Source organism: Hyphomicrobium sp. NDB2Meth4 (assembly GCF_900117445.1).
Lineage (GTDB): Bacteria > Pseudomonadota > Alphaproteobacteria > Rhizobiales > Hyphomicrobiaceae > Hyphomicrobium_A.
The window spans coordinates 571,095-588,011 of the sequence record NZ_FPEJ01000013.1; the positions used below are offsets into that span (position 1 = coordinate 571,095).

Below are 16,917 nucleotides of genomic sequence, written 5' to 3' on the forward strand. Positions count from 1 at the left end.
CAGGATAGGACCCGCCCCGGTGGGTTCAGTAAACCAAGACCCGGTCTCCCTGGAGGCCGATAACTGAAGTGGAGAGCCACTATGGCCAAGGCAAAATTTGAGCGGACCAAGCCGCACTGCAACATCGGCACGATCGGCCACGTCGATCACGGCAAGACGTCTCTGACCGCCGCGATCACGAAGGTCCTCGCCGAGCAGGGCAAGGCGCAGTTCTTCGCTTACGACCAGATCGACAAGGCTCCCGAGGAGCGTGAGCGCGGCATCACGATCTCGACCGCACACGTCGAGTACGAGACCGACAAGCGTCACTATGCGCACGTCGACTGCCCAGGTCACGCCGACTACGTGAAGAACATGATCACCGGCGCTGCCCAGATGGACGGCGCGATCCTCGTGTGCTCGGCTGCTGACGGCCCGATGCCGCAGACCCGCGAGCACATCCTTCTCGCTCGTCAGGTTGGCGTTCCCGCTCTCGTCGTGTTCCTCAACAAGGTCGACATGGTCGACGACCCTGAGCTGATCGACCTGGTCGAGATGGAGCTCCGTGAGCTGCTGTCGTCCTACCAGTTCCCCGGCGACGACATTCCGATCGTCAGGGGCTCGGCGCTGATGGCGCTCGAGGACAAGAAGCCCGAGCTCGGCAAGGAAGCCATCATGAAACTGATGGACGCCGTCGACGAATATATCCCGCAGCCGGAGCGTCCGATTGACCAGCCGTTCCTGATGCCGATCGAAGACGTGTTCTCGATCTCGGGTCGCGGCACCGTCGTCACCGGCCGTATCGAGCGCGGCATCGTCAAGGTCGGCGAGGAAGTCGAGATCGTCGGCATCAAGGACACGCAGAAGTCGACCGTCACCGGCGTCGAGATGTTCCGCAAGCTGCTCGATCAGGGCCAGGCTGGCGACAACGTCGGCTGCCTCCTGCGCGGCATCGATAAGGAAGCTGTCGAGCGCGGCCAGGTGCTGTGCAAGCCCGGCTCCGTGAAGCCGCACAAGAAGTTCAAGGCCGAGGCCTACATCCTCACCAAGGAAGAGGGTGGCCGCCACACGCCGTTCTTCACGAACTACCGCCCGCAGTTCTATTTCCGCACGACGGACGTGACCGGTGTCGTCACGCTTCCCGAAGGCACCGAGATGGTTATGCCGGGCGACAACGTGACGATGGACGTTGAGCTGATCACCCCGATCGCCATGGAAGAGAAGCTCCGCTTCGCTATCCGTGAAGGCGGTCGTACGGTCGGCGCCGGCGTCGTCGCCAAGATCACTGAATAAGGGCATGAAGCGAGGAAGCGCCCGCCCGGCGGGCGCTTCTTCCTTTTGAAAGAGTGCGGGAAATGAACGGCCAGAACATTCGCATCCGGCTCAAGGCATTCGATCATCGAATCCTCGATGCCTCGACGCGGGAGATCGTCAACACGGCGAAGCGCACCGGCGCTGAGGTGCGCGGACCTATTCCGTTGCCGACGCGGTTCGAGCGGTTCACCGTCAACCGCTCTCCCCACATCGACAAGAAGAGCCGCGACCAGTTCGAAATGCGCACCCACAAGCGCCTTTTGGACATCGTCGATCCGACGCCGCAGACGGTCGATGCTCTTATGAAGCTCGACCTCGCCGCAGGCGTTGACGTCGAGATCAAGCTCTAAGGTCAAATGGGGCAGGCGGCGGTCGCCAGGGCTCCGAGATTTAAGAAGGAAGGAATGCTCTCATGCGTTCCGGGGTAATTGCACAGAAGGTGGGCATGACCCGCATCTTCACAGACGCCGGCGAGCACATCCCGGTGACTGTGTTGAAGCTGGAAAACGTGCAGGTCATCGCTCACCGCACCAACGACAAGAACGGCTACACCGCGCTCCAGCTCGGCGCCGGCAAGCGTAAGCCCTCGCGCCTCACGAAGGCCGATCGGCAGAACTTCGCCGTCGCTCAGGTAGAGCCCAAGCGCAAGCTGGTCGAGTTCCGGGTCACCCCCGAGAACCTGATCGAGGTGGGTGCGGAGATCACCGCTGACCACTTCGTCCCCGGCCAGTTCGTCGACGTGACGGGCACCAACCAGGGCAAGGGCTTCCAGGGCGCTATGAAGCGCTGGAACTTCGGCGGTCTGCGCGCAACGCACGGCGTGTCGCTCAGCCATCGTAGCCACGGTTCGACCGGTCAGCGCCAGGACCCCGGCAAGGTGTTCAAAGGCAAGAAGATGGCCGGCCACATGGGCTCCGAGCGCGTGACCACGCAGAACCTCGTCGTCGTAAAGACGGACGTGGATCGTGGTCTTGTCATGGTGCGCGGCGCCGTCCCCGGTTCCAAGGGTGGCTGGGTGCTGGTACGCGACGCTGTCCTGAAGCAGCCGCACAAGGACGCCCCGCGTCCTGGCGCCTTCAAGGCTCGCGGCGTTGCCGCTGAAGCCGCTGCGGCGAAGGAGTGAGGGTGATGAAAGCTGATGTCACCACGCTGGCGGCTTCGAAGGCCGGCACGGTCGAGCTCTCGGAGGCCATTTTCGGCCTCAAGCCGCGGCCCGACCTGATCCAGCGCATGGTGCGCTACCAGCTCGCCAAGCGGCGCGCCGGCACGCACCACGCCCAGGACCGTTCCGAAGTGAACGTCACGGGCAAGAAGATGTACAAGCAGAAGGGTACCGGCGGCGCCCGTCATGGCGACAAGTCGGTCCCGCAGTGGCGTGGTGGCGGCAAGGCCTTCGGTCCCAAGCCGCGCGATCACGCCATTGAGCTGCCGAAGAAGGTGCGCGCGCTTGCGCTGCGTCACGCTCTCTCGGCGAAGCACCAGGCCGGTGAGGTCGTTGTGCTGGACAAGGCGGAATCGAACGACGGCAAGACGAGCGCACTTCGCGATCAGTTCGCCAAGCTCGACTGGACCAACGTTCTCATCATCGACGGCGCCGAGCTGCAGGCCGAATTCGTGCGTGCTGCCCGCAACCTGCCGAACATCGATGTGCTTCCGGTTCAGGGCATCAACGTTTACGACATCCTGCGCCGCCGCAAGCTGGTGTTGACCAAGGCCGCCATCGCCGCGCTCGAAGAGCGTTTCGCGGGCGCAACCAACGGCGCTGGCGCCGGGGAGAGCAACTGATGAAGAAGCGTACCGCTTACGACGTCATCGTCTCTCCGGTCATCACCGAAAAGTCGACGCTCGTCTCGGAAGCCAATCAGGTGATCTTCAACGTCGCCCCCAAGGCGACCAAGAAGGAGATCAAAGAGGCCATCGAGACTCTGTTCAAGGTCAAGGTGAAGGCTGTCAACACGCTCGTCCGCAAGGGCAAGCTGAAGACTTTCAAGGGCCACCGCGCGCTGCAGAGCGACGCGAAAAAGGCGATCGTGACCCTTGTCGAAGGCCAGCACATCGACATCGCAACGGGCCTCTAAGGATACGGACCCGAGGAAACGACCATGGCACTGAAGACATTCCGTCCAACTTCTCCCGGCCTGCGCCATCTGGTGCTGGTCGACCGTTCGCAGCTCTGGAAGGGCGCGCCGGTAAAGATGTTGGTCGAAGGCAAATCCAAGTCGGGTGGCCGCAACAACGACGGGCGCATCACCACGCGTCACATCGGCGGTGGACACAAGAAGTCCTATCGTCTCGTCGACTTCCGCCGCCGCCGCTTCGATACGCCGGCCAAGGTCGAGCGCATTGAGTACGATCCCAACCGCACGGCCTTCATCGCCCTGATCAAGTATCAGGACGGCACGCTGTCCTACATCCTGGCCCCGCAGCGCCTCGCTGTCGGCGATCAGGTTGTTGCCGGCGAGAAGGTCGACGTGAAGCCCGGCAACGCTATGCCGCTGGCCTCCATGCCGATCGGCACCATCGTTCACAACGTCGAGCTGAAGCCCGGCCGCGGCGGCCAGATCGCCCGTTCCGCTGGTTCTTTCGTCCAGCTCGTCGGCCGCGACAGTGGCTGGGCCGTTCTGAAGCTCAACTCTGGCGAGACGCGTCGCGTCCGCGCTGAGTGCATGGCCACGATCGGCGCCGTGTCGAACCCCGACCACTCCAACGAGGTCACCGGCAAGGCTGGTCGCACGCGCTGGAAGGGTCGCCGTCCGACGGTCCGCTCGATCACCATGAACCCGATCGATCACCCGAACGGCGGTCGTACCAATGGCGGTAAGCACTGGGCCACGCCCTGGGGCAAGCCGACCAAGGGTTACAAGACCCGCAAGAACAAGGCGACCGACAAGTACATCATCCGCGGCCGTCAGGCGAAGAAGAAGAAGTAACCGGCGGCGACGAGGAGACACGTTATGTCACGTTCAATTTGGAAAGGCCCGTTCGTCGACGGCTATCTTCTCAAGAAGGCTGAGAAGGTGCGCTCGTCTGGACGCAACGAGATCATCAAGATCTGGAGCCGCCGTTCGACGATCCTGCCGCACTTTGTCGGCCTGACGTTCGGCGTTCACAATGGACACAAGCACGTTCCGGTCGCTGTGACCGAGGACATGATCGGCCACAAGTTTGGCGAGTTCGCCCCGACGCGTTCGTTCCCCGGACACGGCGGCGACAAGAAAGCCACCAAGGGCAGATAAGAGCTGAGGCGAACGTAAATGGGCAAGCCGAAACACGAGCGCAGGCTCTCGGAAACCGAGGCACAGGCTGTAGCCAGGAATTTGCGCGTTTCTCCGCGCAAGCTGAACCTGGTTGCTGGTCTTATCCGCGGCAAGAAGGTCGACACTGCGCTGGCCGATCTCGAATTCTCGCGCAAGCGCATCGCGCAGGACGTCAAGAAGTGCGTCATGTCCGCGGTGGCCAACGCTGAGAACAATCACGGGCTGGACGTCAACGATCTGGTCGTCTCCGAGGCTTTCGTCGGCAAGAACTTGGTCATGAAGCGCTTCGCAGCGCGTGGCCGCGGTCGCGCCAGCTCGATCGAGAAGCCGTTCGCTCAGCTGACCGTCATCGTTCGCCAGAAGGCGGAAGAGGAAGCCGAGGCGGGCGCGAAGAAATCTAAGGGTAAGTCCGCCAAGGGCGGCAAGGCGACTTCGGCCGCCAAGGAGACTGCATAATGGGTCAGAAGGTCAATCCGGTCGGCTTGCGCGTCGGCGTCAACCGCACCTGGGACAGCCGTTGGTTCGCTGGCCGTGGTGAGTACGGACGCCTGCTGCACGAAGACATGCGCATGCGCGAGCACATCCTGAAGCAGCGCCGGCAGGCCGGCATTGCCAAGGTGGTGATCGAGCGTCCGCACAAGAAGTGCCGCGTGACCGTTCACACCGCACGCCCCGGCGTTCTCATCGGCAAGAAGGGCGCCGACATCGAGAAGCTGCGCAGCGAGCTTGCGCGCTTCACCGATAGCGAAGTGCACCTCAACATCGTCGAGATCCGCAAGCCGGAAATCGATGCCACGCTGGTCGCCGAAACGATCGCGCAGCAGCTCGAGCGCCGCGTCGCCTTCCGCCGCGCCATGAAGCGCGCCGTTCAGTCGGCTCTGCGTCTTGGTGCACTCGGCATTCGTATCAACGTCGCCGGCCGTCTTGGTGGCGCTGAAATCGCCCGCACCGAGTGGTACCGCGAAGGCCGCGTACCACTGCATACGCTGCGCGCCGACATCGACTTCGGTTACGGCGTTGCTCGTACTGCGTACGGCATCATCGGTATCAAGGTTTGGATCTTCAAAGGCGAGATCATGGAGCACGACCCCATGGCCTCGGAAAAGAAGAACACCGAGCTGCAGGAGTCGGGCGGTGGTGGCCGTCCGCGCCGTGAAGATCGTGGCGACCGCGGAGATCGTGGTGACCGCCGCGACCGTCGCGGACCTCCTCCTTCCGCACCGGCCGCTGAGGCCGCGAGCGGTGGCGAAGGCGCAGAGAAGGCATGAGACAGCGTCTCGTACGCTGACAAGGACAGACAGTTATGCTGCAGCCCAAAAAGACGAAATTCCGTAAGACCTTCAAGGGTCGCATCCACGGTGAAGCCAAGGGTGGCACGGCGCTCAACTTCGGCTCGCATGGTCTCAAGGCCGTTGAGCCCGAGCGCGTCACCGCCCGGCAGATCGAAGCTGCCCGTCGCGCCATCACGCGTCACATGAAGCGTGCTGGCCGCGTCTGGATCCGCATCTTCCCGGATGTTCCGGTGACGAAGAAGCCGGCCGAAGTTCGCATGGGCTCCGGCAAGGGCTCGATCGAATACTGGTGCGCGCGCGTCAAGCCGGGCCGCATCATGTTCGAACTCGATGGCGTGCCGGACCAGATTGCACGTGAAGCTCTCGTGCTTGGCGCTGCCAAGCTGCCGATCAAGACGCGTATCGTGACGCGTATCGGCTAAAGACAGGACGAAGGATTTAAGGCGATGAGCGCGGAAGCGTTTCGGGATTTGACCCTCGATCAGCTCGACGATCAGCTGCAGAAGCTCAAGAAGGAGCAGTTCAACCTGCGCTTTCAGCGGGCGTCCGGCCAGCTTGAGAACACCTCGCGCGTACGCACCGTGCGCCGTGACATCGCCCGCTTGCTGACCATCGCGCGCCAGAAGCGCGCCGGCGGCACCAAGAGCGCCAAGGAGTAATTACGATGCCGAAACGCGTGCTGCAGGGCGTGGTCGTCTCCGACAAGAACGACAAGACGGTGGTGGTCGAGGTCGAACGCCGCTACACCCACCCGCTGTTCAAGAAGACCGTGCGTCGCACAAAAAAGTATCACGCTCATGACGAAGCGAACGCCTTCAAGGTTGGCGACCGCGTCGAAATCGTTGAGAGCGCGCCGATCTCGAAGAACAAGCGTTGGGTCGTTCTGACCGAAGCTGGCTGATGAATTTGGGCGAGAGCCCGCTTGATGATGAAGCGCCGCCCGCGGGCGGTAGTTGGAAAGGGAAGCCGCGATGATCCAGATGGAGACCAATCTCGACGTCGCTGACAATTCGGGCGCGCGCCGCGTTCAGTGCATCAAAGTGCTGGGCGGCTCGAAGCGCAAGTACGCGACTGTTGGCGACATCATCGTCGTCTCGGTCAAGGAAGCCATTCCGAAGGGTCGCGTTAAGAAGGGCCAGGTGATGAAGGCCGTCGTCGTGCGCACTGCCAAGGGCGTGCGTCGTCCGGACGGATCGCTGATCCGCTTCGACCGTAACGCCGCCGTGCTGATCAACGCACAGGGCGAGCCGGTCGGCACCCGCATCTTCGGGCCGGTCACCCGCGAGCTGCGCTCCAAGAACCACATGAAGATCGTATCGCTCGCGCCGGAGGTGCTGTAATGGCCTCGTTGAAGATCAAAAAAGGCGATCACGTCATCGTCATCGCCGGCCGCGACAAGGGCAAGCACGGCGAAGTCGTTGAGATGCTCCCCAAGGAGCAGCGCGCGGTCGTCCGTGGCGTCAACGTCGTTCGTCGTCACCAGCGCCAGACTGCCCAGCAGGAAGGCGGCATCATTTCCAAGGAAGCGCCGATCCACATTTCCAATCTGGCGCTCGAGGATCCCAAGGACGGCAAGCCGACCCGCGTCGGTTTCAAGCTCCTTGACGACGGCAAGAAGGTTCGCTTCGCCAAGCGTTCGGGCGAAGTCATTCCGGAGAGACACTAAGTCATGGCTGAGAAAGACAAACCGGCAAAGGCTCAAGGCGCCCCCAAGGGTGGCGCGCCGGCCAAGGCCGCAAAGGCAGACAAGAAGGCCGCAGCTTCCAAGGAGCCGCGCGCTCCTGCTGCGCCGCGTCCTGCTGACTACAAGCCGCGCATGAAGTCTCACTACGAGAAAGTCGTGCGCGACGCCCTGCAGGAGAAGTTCAAGTACGCGAACGTCATGCAGGTGCCGAAGATCGAGAAGATCGTTCTCAACATGGGCGTTGGCGAAGCTGTCAACGACCGCAAGAAAGTTGAGAGCGCAGCGGGCGACCTCGCCCTGATTTCCGGTCAGCGTCCCGTGCAGACCAAGTCGCGCAAGGCCATCGCAACCTACAAGTTGCGCGAAGGCATGCCGATCGGCGCCAAGGTGACGCTGCGCGGCGACCGCATGTACGAGTTCCTTGATCGCTTGGTCACCATCGCGCTGCCGCGCGTGAAGGACTTCCGCGGTCTGAACCCGAAGAGCTTCGATGGCCGTGGCAACTATGCCTGCGGTCTGAAAGAGCACATCGTGTTCCCCGAGATCGACTACGACAAGGTTGACCAGATCTGGGGTATGGACATCATCGTTTGCACGTCGGCCACCACCGACGACGAGGCTCGCGAGCTCCTTCGCGGCTTCAACTTCCCGTTTCGCAGCTAGAGGACCTCGGGCTGACCCGAAAGGCCTTTGGAGGAATTAAATGGCTAAGACGAGCTCGGTAGAAAAGAACAACAGGCGCCGCCGCCTGTCGGCCCAGAAGGCCGAGAAGCGCAAGCGCCTCAAGGCGATTGCGAACGACCTCAAGCGTCCCGCTGAGGAGCGCTTCGCTGCGCGCATCAAGCTCGCCGAGATGCCGCGCAACTCATCGCCCACGCGCATCCGCAACCGGTGCGAGCTCACCGGCCGTGCGCGCGGCTACTACCGCAAGCTCAGGATGTGCCGCAACCAGCTGCGCGACCTGGCGAGCCAGGGTCTGATCCCCGGCATGGTCAAGTCGAGCTGGTAAGCGGGAGGACTGCACAATGTCGATCAACGATCCTCTGGGCGATATGCTCACACGCATCCGCAATGCGCAGATGCGTCGCCGCCCGAAAGTCGTGACCCCGGCTTCCAACATCCGCGCGCGCGTCCTCGACGTGCTCGAAGAGGAAGGCTATATCCGCGGCTACTCGCGCGTTGAGCAGAAGGGTGCTCTGCCGGTCTTCGAGATCGAGCTGAAGTACTACAACGGCCAACCCGCAATCCGCGAAATCCAGCGCGTGTCGACGCCGGGTCGCCGCGTTTATTCGCCGGTGCGTGACATCCCGACTGTCGCCAACGGCCTCGGCGTTGCGATCCTCTCCACGCCCAAGGGCGTGATGTCGGACTCGAAAGCGCGCGAAGAGAACGTCGGTGGCGAGGTTCTCTGCAGCATCTTCTAATCCGCGGCCCGCTGTGAGCGGGCGCGCTTCAAGGCTTTGGAACGACAATGTCACGTATCGGCAAAAAACCAGTCCCGGTCCCGTCCAATGTGACGGCGACTGTCAATGGTCGAGAGGTCAAGGTCAAAGGACCCAAGGGCGAGCTCGCCTTCACGGTTCCTGACCAGATCAAGGTCGAAAAGACGGACGCCGGCATCGAGGTAACCCCGACCGACGAGACGAAGCTCGCACGCTCCATGTGGGGCATGTCGCGCACGATGATCTCCAATCTGATCGGTGGCGTCACCAACGGTTACTCGCGCACCCTGGAAATCCAGGGCGTCGGTTTCCGCGCCGCGATGAAGGGCAAGGATCAGCTGCAGCTCAACATCGGCTTCAGCCACGATGTCGTCCACCAGATCCCCTCAGGCGTGGAAGTGAAGGTTTCCGGCGCCAAGCAGGAAATCATCACGGTGACCGGCATCGACCGCCAGCTCGTCGGCCAGGTGGCAGCCAACATCCGCGCTTCTCGCCCGCCCGAGCCCTACCAGGGCAAGGGTATTCGCTACCAGGGCGAATATATCTTCCGCAAGGAAGGCAAGAAGAAATAAGGACGCCAGGCTATGAACGCGCTCACGAAACTCTTTGATCGGCGCAAGTCCCGCGTCCGTCGCACGCTCAAGGCGAACTCGACGGGACGCCCGCGCTTGTCGGTGCATCGTTCCTCGAAGAACATCTATGTCCAGGTCATCGACGATGCCCAGGGCAAGACGCTCGCCGCCGCATCGACGCTTGAGAAGGATCTCAAGTCGTCGCTGAAGACCGGCGCCGACAAGGCGGCTGCGGCTGCCGTTGGTAAGCTCATTGCCGAGCGCGCCATCAAGGCCGGCGTCAAGGACGTCGTCTTTGATCGCGGCGGCTTCATCTATCATGGCCGCGTGAAAGCGCTGGCCGACGCCGCACGTGAAGGCGGCCTGAACTTCTAAGCGAAGAGGATTGCATCGTGGCACGTGCCCCAGGAAGAGACCGCGGCGGTCGCGATCGCGAAGAGCGCGATAGCGAGTTCACCGAGAAGCTCGTTCACATCAACCGCGTCGCCAAGGTCGTGAAGGGCGGTAAGCGTTTCGGCTTCGCCGCGCTTGTGGTCGTGGGCGACCTCAAGGGTCGCGTCGGCTTCGGTCATGGCAAGGCCCGCGAGGTGCCGGAAGCCATCCGCAAGGCCACCGAGGCCGCCAAGCGTTCGCTGCTGCGCGTGCCGCTGCGCGATGCTCGCACGCTGCATCACGACAGCGAGGGCCGTCACGGCTCTGGTAAGGTCGTGGTTCGCTCGGCCCCGGCTGGTACCGGTATCATCGCCGGTGGCGCTATGCGCGCTGTGTTCGAGATGCTTGGCGTGCACGACGTCGTCGCCAAGTCGCTCGGCTCGACCAACCCCTACAACGTGGTGCGTGCAACTTTTGATGCCCTGAAGCATCAGGAGAACCCGCGTGCCGTTGCCGCCCGTCGCAACAAGAAGGTGAGCGAGATCGTCTCGCGCCGCCGTGACGGATCGGCTGCTGGCGAGGCCGCCGCCGAGGCGTAAAGCTTCACGCGCGGCATACGCAAGGAACGAGAGCCATGGCTAAGAAGACCATCACCGTCGAGCAGATCGCTAGCGCCAACCGTCGCCCGGAAATCCAGACGCAGACGCTGCGCGGCCTCGGCCTCGACAAGCTGCATCGTCGGCGCGAGCTGGAGGACACTCCGGCAATCCGCGGCATGATCAACAAGGTTCCGCATCTCGTGCGCATCATCGAAGATGCGCCGGCGGGCAAGAAATCCTGAAGGAGCTAGGGTCCGATGCGGCTCAATGAGATCAAGGACAAGCACGGCTCGCGCAAGGAACGCCTGCGCGTCGGCCGCGGCATTGGTTCCGGCGTCGGCAAGACGGGTGGCCGGGGTGGCAAGGGCCAGACGGCTCGCACCGGCGTTGCCATCGGAGGCTTCGAAGGCGGCCAGATGCCTTTGCATCGTCGCTTGCCGAAGCGTGGCTTCAACAAGTGGCGCCGCAAGGACTACAACGAGATCAACGTCGGCACGCTGCAGCAGGCGATCGCTGACAAGCGTCTTGACGCAGGCAAGCCGGTGAACCTCGAGGCCCTGATCGAGGCTGGCATTCTTCGCCGCGCCAAGGATGGCCTGCGCCTGCTCGGCGACGGCGAGATCACGGCGAAGGTCGCTCTGACCGTCGATCATGTCTCGGCGACCGCCCGCGCGGCGATCGAGAAGGCCGGCGGCACGATCACGCTGATCGAAAAGAAGGTGCTTCCCGCGGACGAGGCGAAGCGCAAAAAGACGGCGGCCAAGAAGAGCGCTTCGAGCGCCAAGAAGCCTGCCGGAGCCGGCGAGGAATAAACCTTGGCGCAGATAGGCGTCGGCAGCGCTCGCCGCCGACGCTAGTATATCAGGCGGCGTTGTCGCACCTGGGGCGTGCTCCCATCTTAGGCGAGGGGAAAACCACAGGGCGGCCCACTGCCAGGGGCGCGAAGGTCGGGAGAACGAACAATGGTATCCGCTGCCGAGCAGCTAGCCGCCAATCTCAACTTTGGCGCTTTCGCCAAGGCCGAGGATCTTAAGCGCCGCATCTATTTCACGCTCGGCGCGCTCATCGTCTACCGCTTCGGAACATTCATTCCGCTGCCCGGCATCAATCCGACGGCATTCGCGCAGACCTTCCACGCGAACGCCGGCGGCATTCTCGGCATGTTCAACATGTTCGCGGGTGGCGCCGTCGAGCGTATGGCGATCTTCGCCCTCAACATCATGCCGTACATCTCGGCATCGATCATCATGCAGCTCATGAGCTCGATGTCGCCCAAGCTCGAAGCCTTGAAAAAGGAAGGCGAGCAGGGTCGCAAGCAGATCAACCAGTATACGCGCTATCTCACCGTGGTGCTGGCCGCCTTCCAGGCCTACGGCATCGCCATCGGTCTCGAGGGATCGAGCAGCGCCGCGGGCCCCGTCGTTATCGAGCCCGGCTGGTTCTTCCGCATCACCACCGTCATCACGCTGGTGGGCGGTACGTTGTTCCTGATGTGGCTCGGCGAGCAGATCACGCAGCGCGGCGTTGGCAACGGCATCTCGCTGATCATCTTCGCCGGCATCGTCGCCGGATTGCCGACGGCACTCGTCGGTCTCTTCGAGCTGGCCCGCACCGGGTCGCTGTCGGTCGGACTGCTGCTCGGTCTCCTTGCGCTGATGCTGGCCGTCGTCGCCGCCATCGTCTACATGGAGCGCGCTCAGCGCCGGCTTCTGATCCAGTATCCCAAGCGACAGGTCGGAAATCGCATGTTCCAAGGCGATTCCTCGCATCTTCCGCTGAAGCTGAACTCCGCTGGCGTCATTCCGCCGATCTTCGCTTCCTCGCTGCTGTTGTTGCCGATCACTGCGGCCCAGTTCACCGCGGGCCAGGGCCCGAGCTGGCTGAACGAGCTTACGGCCGCGCTCGGCACCGGTCAGCCGCTCCACATTCTTCTCTATGTGGCGCTGATCATCTTCTTCGCCTTCTTCTACACCGCCGTCGTCTTCAATCCTAAGGAGACCGCAGACAACCTGCGCAAGTACGGCGGCTTCCTGCCTGGCATCCGCCCTGGTGAGAAGACGGCCGAATACATCGACTACGTCTTGACGCGCATTACCGTCGTTGGCGCCCTCTACCTCGCCGCGGTCTGCGTATTGCCCGAAATACTCATTTCCTATGCGGGTGTGCCGTTCTACTTTGGCGGTACCTCGCTGCTCATCGCGGTGAGCGTGACGATGGATACCGTGGCACAGGTGCAGAGCCATCTGCTCGCGCACCAGTACGAAGGCCTTATCAAGAAGGCCAAGCTAAGAGGCGCGACGGGGCGAGGGCGGAGATGAACTTGATCCTGCTGGGTCCACCAGGAGCCGGCAAAGGAACGCAAGCCGAGAATCTAGCGAAGCGGCGGGGGCTGGTTCAGCTCTCAACGGGCGATATGCTCCGGGCGGCGGTCAAAGCCGGTACGCCCGTGGGCCTTGAAGCCAGCGCCATCATGGAGGCTGGCGGCCTTGTGCCCGACGAAGTGGTGATCAAGATCATCGCCGAGCGGATCAAGGAGCCCGACTGCGTTAACGGCTTCATTCTCGACGGCTTCCCGCGCACACTGAAGCAGGCCGCCGCGCTCGACGAGCTGCTTGGCTTCCAAGGCAAGAAGCTCGATGCCGTCGTCGAGCTGAAGGTCGATGACAACGCACTCGCCGCCCGGATCGAGAATCGGGCGCGTGAGACGATTGCCGCCGGCGGCGTGCCGCGCAGCGATGATAACGCCGAAGCCCTGAAGAAGCGGCTGATGGCGTACTATCGCGAGACCGCGCCGCTGATTGGTTACTATTTCGCCAAGGGAAAACTGAGCTGTGTCGATGGCATGGCTCCGATCCCGGAAGTCGCAGCTCAACTGGACGACGTTCTGAACAGCGTCGTCGCACCCTAAAAAAACCATTATCGGCCAATTGACGGAGACGTAGTGCTTCGGTACAACACCGCGTTCTTAACGCACGCTCGCAGCCGCCCGAACTGGAAACAGTCGGGCTGGAGAGGTGCGTTTTTGGCGCATGAACTCTAACCACTAAAAGCAGCGGGATTGCCGCGTCGGGGGCGGCGAGCCTCAAGCCGGCGGCAATCGATACCTCAGGAGAAACGTGTGGCCCGTATCGCAGGCGTCAACATTCCGACGCAGAAGCGCGTAGTGATCGCGCTGCAGTATATTCATGGCATTGGTCCGAAGTTCGCCACCGACATCTGCACCAAGGTCGGCATTCCTGCCGAGCGGCGTGTCAACGAACTGACGGACGCCGAAGTGCTGCAGATTCGCGAGACGATCGATCGCGATTATCTCGTCGAAGGCGACCTGCGCCGCGAAGTCATCACCAATATCAAGCGCCTTATGGACCTCGGCTGCTACCGCGGCCTGCGTCATCGTAAGGGTCTGCCCGTTCACGGCCAGCGCACGCACACCAACGCGCGCACCCGCAAGGGTCCGGCCAAGCCGATCGCTGGCAAGAAGAAAGCCTAATCGGTTCATCAGGGGCGGCCTCCTCGGCTGTCCCTATTCGGTTTTGACGAAATTCGCATGACGGGCCGCGCGGCGGCCTCTGGAGAGACGACGGATGGCCAAAGATACAACCGCTGCTGGAGGACGCGCCAAGGTGCGTCGCCGCGAAAAGAAGAACATCACGTCGGGCGTCGCGCACGTCAACGCGTCGTTCAACAACACCATGATCACCATCACCGACGCTCAGGGCAACACGATTGCCTGGTCTTCGTCGGGCACCAAGGGCTTCAAGGGCTCGCGCAAGTCGACGCCGTATGCTGCCCAGGTCGCCGCCGAAGATGCCGGCCGCAAGGCTCAGGAGCACGGCATGAAGATTCTCGAGGTCGAGGTTTGCGGTCCTGGCTCCGGCCGTGAGTCGGCGCTTCGCGCCCTCCAGTCGGTTGGCTTCCAGATCACCTCGATCCGCGACGTGACGCCGATTCCGCACAACGGTTGCCGCCCGCGCAAGCGTCGTCGCGTCTAACACTATTCCGGCGGGACGAGGATTCCGTCCCGCCGTGCGCCGCTCTGAAGCGTGCGCTGCCGCAAGCTGAATTCAATTTGCCTGCCACCCCCGGCGCAGGCACCCAGGTAGCGAGGCACCCCGTGGTGAACGTTCTACAGAAGAACTGGCAGGACCTTATCAAGCCGAACAAGCTCGATGTTGCGTCGGGCCGTGATCGCAATCGTGTCGCGACGGTCGTCGCCGAGCCGCTAGAACGTGGCTTCGGCATGACGCTCGGTAACGCGCTCCGCCGCGTGCTGCTGTCGTCGCTTCAGGGCGCCGCCATCAAGACCGTCCAGATCGACGGCGTGCTGCACGAGTTCTCCTCGATCCCATCCGTGCGTGAGGATGTCACCAACATCGTCCTCAACATCAAGGAAATCGCGCTGCGCATTCACTCCGAAGGCGTGAAGCGCATGGTCCTCAAGAAGGAAGGCGGCGGTCCCGTCCGCGCCAAGGACATCGAGGCCGGCCCCGACGTCGAGATCCTCAACCCCGAGCACGTGATCTGCACCCTCGACCAGGGCGCCTCCATCCGCATGGAGTTCACGGCCGACATGGGCAAGGGCTACGTGCCTGCCGATCGCAACCGCCCGGAAGACGCCCCCATCGGCCTCATCCCGGTCGACAGCCTCTACACGCCGGTCAAGAAGGTCTCTTACAAGGTCGAGAACACCCGCGAGGGCCAGATCCTCGACTATGACAAGCTGACCATGACCGTTGAGACGGATGGCTCGGTGAAGCCGGAGGACGCGATCGCGCTTGCCGCCCGCATCCTGCAGGACCAGCTCGCCGTCTTCATCAACTTCGAAGAGCCGAAGAAGGCCGTCGAGGAGACGCGTCATCCCGAGCTGGCGTTCAACGCCGCGCTGCTCAAGAAGGTCGACGAGCTCGAGCTTTCCGTCCGCTCAGCCAACTGCTTGAAGAACGACAACATCGTCTACATCGGCGACCTCATTCAGAAGACCGAGGCCGAGATGCTGCGCACGCCGAACTTCGGCCGCAAGTCGCTCAACGAGATCAAGGAGGTTCTCGCCTCCATGGGGCTGCACCTCGGCATGGAAGTGCCGAACTGGCCGCCGGACAACATCGAAGAGCTGGCCAAGCGCTTCGAGGATCAGTACTAAGCCGGGCGTAGGCGGCAGAATCTCGGACGAGATCAACTGCCGCCACGCTCATTATTGACGACCAAGGCAATCAAGGAGGGGCCGAAGAACCCCCCATTGCACAACGTAAGGGAAAGACACGATGCGCCACAAAAAGCTCGGGCGGCGTTTCAGCCGCGACGTTGGCCACCGCCAGGCCATGTTCTCCAACATGGCGGCCGCTCTCATCAAGCACGAGCAGATCGTCACCACGCTGCCGAAGGCGAAAGACCTGAAGCGCGTCGTTGAGAAGTACATCACGCTTGCCAAGCGCGGCGACCTCAACTCGCGCCGTCTGGCCGCTTCGCGCATGCGCGACGAGGAGATGGTCAAGAAGCTCTTCGACGTGCTGGCCCCGCGTTACAAGAATCGCGCCGGCGGCTACACGCGCGTTCTGAAGGCTGGCTTCCGCTACGGTGACAGCGCCCCGCGCGCCGTCATTGAGCTGGTTGACCGCGACACCACGATCAAGGGCAAGGAAGACAAGGAGCGCCACGAGGCTGCTCTGGCCGCTGCCCAGTCTGAAGGCTGATCTCGCAACGCCGCATCCTGCTGGGATGCGAGAACTGCGATCATCACACGATCAAAGCCGGCGCCAATCGCGCCGGCTTTTTCTTTGCTTGGGCGACGCTGCTCCTGGCCGGCGCAGGTCTCACGCGGCCGAAGCCTGTGCATCCTGCGCTTCGAGCAATGCCTTGAACTCGGCCATGCCCAGTGTGGCGATGACATTGAGATTGTCGTCGAGGATCTCGTAGACGAGGTTGTCGACGTTCCGGTTGCTGAAGAACGCGATGACGTCTTGATCGCCGCCCCCTTCGGTATGCGGCTCGCCGTCGCCCGGCGTCGAAACATAGCTCCCCACCGGCCGCACCTCTTTCAATTCGCCGTTCGCACGATAGATGCGCAGCTCGCCTTGCAGGATGACCGTGACGTAGTCGCATTTGTGCCGGTGCGTCGTGATCTTCGCGTGCGCGTCGAACTTGAACAGGATGTCGACGATGCGTTTCGTCTCGTCCACGGCGCAAATGTGATAGGCGATGTGCGGGAACCCTTCGAGGGTATGCCATCTCACATTGCGCGTATCGAAGGGAAGGGTGATCGTCATTTCGGTGCCTTTCTGCGTTGGCTTGCCGGCGCATCCGCCCCACGGGGCCTCCCAAGTGGCCTCAGGGCTGCTCTCCCGCTGACGCCAACGTGAATTGTTGCCGGACCTTCCGCTTGCCATTTTGTGCCACGTTCATCGCGGCC

Annotated in this window: 29 protein-coding genes; 28 read left to right on the forward strand and 1 reads right to left on the reverse strand. The window is 62.7% G+C overall.

The window, feature by feature from the left end; genetic code table 11:
* Positions 1-81 precede the first annotated feature (81 nt).
* From tuf to rplQ, 28 genes are all read left to right on the forward strand, one after another.
* A complete protein-coding gene (gene tuf, locus NDB2M4_RS17630) occupies positions 82-1,272 on the forward strand; it encodes an elongation factor Tu (protein ID WP_072377404.1) in 1,191 nt (396 codons plus the stop codon).
* Positions 1,273-1,334: 62 nt separating this feature from the next.
* Entirely contained in the window at positions 1,335-1,643 is a 309-nt protein-coding gene (gene rpsJ, locus NDB2M4_RS17635) for a 30S ribosomal protein S10 (protein WP_072377406.1), read from the forward strand.
* Between the two features lie 62 nt (positions 1,644-1,705).
* Positions 1,706-2,416, forward strand: coding sequence for a 50S ribosomal protein L3 (gene rplC / locus NDB2M4_RS17640; RefSeq protein WP_072377408.1), 711 nt, complete (start codon positions 1,706-1,708; stop codon positions 2,414-2,416).
* Between the two features lie 5 nt (positions 2,417-2,421).
* Positions 2,422-3,078, forward strand: coding sequence for a 50S ribosomal protein L4 (rplD, locus tag NDB2M4_RS17645; protein WP_072377410.1), 657 nt, complete (start codon positions 2,422-2,424; stop codon positions 3,076-3,078).
* On the forward strand, positions 3,078-3,371 hold the full coding sequence (locus NDB2M4_RS17650; protein WP_072377412.1) for a 50S ribosomal protein L23: 294 nt from the start codon (positions 3,078-3,080) through the stop codon (positions 3,369-3,371). The genes rplD and NDB2M4_RS17650 overlap by 1 nt, the downstream gene beginning before the upstream one ends.
* A 24-nt stretch (positions 3,372-3,395) precedes the next feature.
* Positions 3,396-4,223, forward strand: a complete 828-nt coding sequence (rplB, locus tag NDB2M4_RS17655; RefSeq protein WP_072377414.1) for a 50S ribosomal protein L2 — start codon at positions 3,396-3,398, stop codon at positions 4,221-4,223.
* A 24-nt stretch (positions 4,224-4,247) separates the two neighbouring features.
* Positions 4,248-4,529 (forward strand): 30S ribosomal protein S19, encoded by a 282-nt coding sequence (rpsS, locus tag NDB2M4_RS17660; RefSeq protein WP_072377416.1) that lies wholly within the window; start codon positions 4,248-4,250, stop codon positions 4,527-4,529.
* A gap of 18 nt (positions 4,530-4,547) precedes the next feature.
* Positions 4,548-5,006: a 50S ribosomal protein L22 gene (rplV, locus tag NDB2M4_RS17665; RefSeq protein WP_072377418.1), complete on the forward strand. Its 459-nt coding sequence runs from the start codon at positions 4,548-4,550 to the stop codon at positions 5,004-5,006.
* The gene (rpsC, locus tag NDB2M4_RS17670; RefSeq protein ID WP_072377420.1) at positions 5,006-5,818 is read left to right on the forward strand and encodes a 30S ribosomal protein S3; all 813 of its coding nucleotides are present in this window, start codon (positions 5,006-5,008) and stop codon (positions 5,816-5,818) included. The genes rplV and rpsC overlap by 1 nt, the downstream gene beginning before the upstream one ends.
* 35 nt (positions 5,819-5,853) lie before the next feature.
* Positions 5,854-6,264 carry a 50S ribosomal protein L16 gene (gene rplP / locus NDB2M4_RS17675; protein WP_072377422.1) on the forward strand — a complete coding sequence of 137 codons (411 nt, stop codon included), beginning with the start codon at positions 5,854-5,856 and terminating at the stop codon, positions 6,262-6,264.
* 24 nt (positions 6,265-6,288) lie between these two features.
* Positions 6,289-6,501 carry a 50S ribosomal protein L29 gene (gene rpmC / locus NDB2M4_RS17680; RefSeq protein WP_072377424.1) on the forward strand — a complete coding sequence of 71 codons (213 nt, stop codon included), beginning with the start codon at positions 6,289-6,291 and terminating at the stop codon, positions 6,499-6,501.
* Positions 6,502-6,506: 5 nt separating this feature from the next.
* Positions 6,507-6,743, forward strand: coding sequence for a 30S ribosomal protein S17 (gene rpsQ, locus NDB2M4_RS17685; protein ID WP_072377426.1), 237 nt, complete (start codon positions 6,507-6,509; stop codon positions 6,741-6,743).
* Positions 6,744-6,813: 70 nt separating this feature from the next.
* Positions 6,814-7,182: a 50S ribosomal protein L14 gene (gene rplN / locus NDB2M4_RS17690; RefSeq protein WP_072377428.1), complete on the forward strand. Its 369-nt coding sequence runs from the start codon at positions 6,814-6,816 to the stop codon at positions 7,180-7,182.
* Positions 7,182-7,508 (forward strand): 50S ribosomal protein L24, encoded by a 327-nt coding sequence (gene rplX, locus NDB2M4_RS17695; RefSeq protein WP_072377430.1) that lies wholly within the window; start codon positions 7,182-7,184, stop codon positions 7,506-7,508. The genes rplN and rplX overlap by 1 nt, the downstream gene beginning before the upstream one ends.
* 3 nt (positions 7,509-7,511) lie before the next feature.
* On the forward strand, positions 7,512-8,189 hold the full coding sequence (gene rplE / locus NDB2M4_RS17700) for a 50S ribosomal protein L5 (protein WP_072377432.1): 678 nt from the start codon (positions 7,512-7,514) through the stop codon (positions 8,187-8,189).
* Positions 8,190-8,229: 40 nt separating this feature from the next.
* Positions 8,230-8,535, forward strand: a complete 306-nt coding sequence (rpsN, locus tag NDB2M4_RS17705) for a 30S ribosomal protein S14 (RefSeq protein ID WP_072377434.1) — start codon at positions 8,230-8,232, stop codon at positions 8,533-8,535.
* A gap of 16 nt (positions 8,536-8,551) precedes the next feature.
* Positions 8,552-8,950 (forward strand): 30S ribosomal protein S8, encoded by a 399-nt coding sequence (gene rpsH / locus NDB2M4_RS17710; protein WP_072377436.1) that lies wholly within the window; start codon positions 8,552-8,554, stop codon positions 8,948-8,950.
* Positions 8,951-8,997: 47 nt separating this feature from the next.
* Positions 8,998-9,540 (forward strand): 50S ribosomal protein L6, encoded by a 543-nt coding sequence (gene rplF / locus NDB2M4_RS17715; protein WP_072377438.1) that lies wholly within the window; start codon positions 8,998-9,000, stop codon positions 9,538-9,540.
* A 12-nt stretch (positions 9,541-9,552) separates the two neighbouring features.
* Complete coding sequence (rplR, locus tag NDB2M4_RS17720; RefSeq protein WP_072377440.1) at positions 9,553-9,915, forward strand: 50S ribosomal protein L18; 363 nt, start codon at positions 9,553-9,555, stop codon at positions 9,913-9,915.
* A gap of 17 nt (positions 9,916-9,932) precedes the next feature.
* Complete coding sequence (gene rpsE, locus NDB2M4_RS17725) at positions 9,933-10,511, forward strand: 30S ribosomal protein S5 (RefSeq protein ID WP_072377442.1); 579 nt, start codon at positions 9,933-9,935, stop codon at positions 10,509-10,511.
* A 35-nt stretch (positions 10,512-10,546) separates the two neighbouring features.
* The gene (gene rpmD, locus NDB2M4_RS17730) at positions 10,547-10,753 is read left to right on the forward strand and encodes a 50S ribosomal protein L30 (protein WP_072377443.1); all 207 of its coding nucleotides are present in this window, start codon (positions 10,547-10,549) and stop codon (positions 10,751-10,753) included.
* A gap of 15 nt (positions 10,754-10,768) precedes the next feature.
* Entirely contained in the window at positions 10,769-11,323 is a 555-nt protein-coding gene (rplO, locus tag NDB2M4_RS17735; RefSeq protein WP_072377445.1) for a 50S ribosomal protein L15, read from the forward strand.
* Between the two features lie 150 nt (positions 11,324-11,473).
* Complete coding sequence (secY, locus tag NDB2M4_RS17740) at positions 11,474-12,829, forward strand: preprotein translocase subunit SecY (protein ID WP_072377447.1); 1,356 nt, start codon at positions 11,474-11,476, stop codon at positions 12,827-12,829.
* Positions 12,826-13,419 (forward strand): adenylate kinase, encoded by a 594-nt coding sequence (locus tag NDB2M4_RS17745; RefSeq protein WP_072377449.1) that lies wholly within the window; start codon positions 12,826-12,828, stop codon positions 13,417-13,419. Before secY ends, NDB2M4_RS17745 begins: the two co-directional genes overlap by 4 nt.
* A gap of 210 nt (positions 13,420-13,629) precedes the next feature.
* The gene (gene rpsM, locus NDB2M4_RS17750; protein WP_072377451.1) at positions 13,630-14,001 is read left to right on the forward strand and encodes a 30S ribosomal protein S13; all 372 of its coding nucleotides are present in this window, start codon (positions 13,630-13,632) and stop codon (positions 13,999-14,001) included.
* 94 nt (positions 14,002-14,095) lie between these two features.
* Positions 14,096-14,503, forward strand: a complete 408-nt coding sequence (rpsK, locus tag NDB2M4_RS17755; protein WP_072377453.1) for a 30S ribosomal protein S11 — start codon at positions 14,096-14,098, stop codon at positions 14,501-14,503.
* Between the two features lie 125 nt (positions 14,504-14,628).
* Positions 14,629-15,651 carry a DNA-directed RNA polymerase subunit alpha gene (locus tag NDB2M4_RS17760; RefSeq protein WP_072378289.1) on the forward strand — a complete coding sequence of 341 codons (1,023 nt, stop codon included), beginning with the start codon at positions 14,629-14,631 and terminating at the stop codon, positions 15,649-15,651.
* Positions 15,652-15,772: 121 nt separating this feature from the next.
* Entirely contained in the window at positions 15,773-16,201 is a 429-nt protein-coding gene (gene rplQ, locus NDB2M4_RS17765; protein ID WP_072377455.1) for a 50S ribosomal protein L17, read from the forward strand.
* Between the two features lie 120 nt (positions 16,202-16,321).
* On the opposite strand, the gene NDB2M4_RS17770 is transcribed toward rplQ, so the two are convergent.
* Positions 16,322-16,774: a cupin domain-containing protein gene (locus NDB2M4_RS17770; RefSeq protein ID WP_072377457.1), complete on the reverse strand. Its 453-nt coding sequence runs from the start codon at positions 16,772-16,774 to the stop codon at positions 16,322-16,324.
* Between the last annotated feature and the right edge of the window lie 143 nt (positions 16,775-16,917).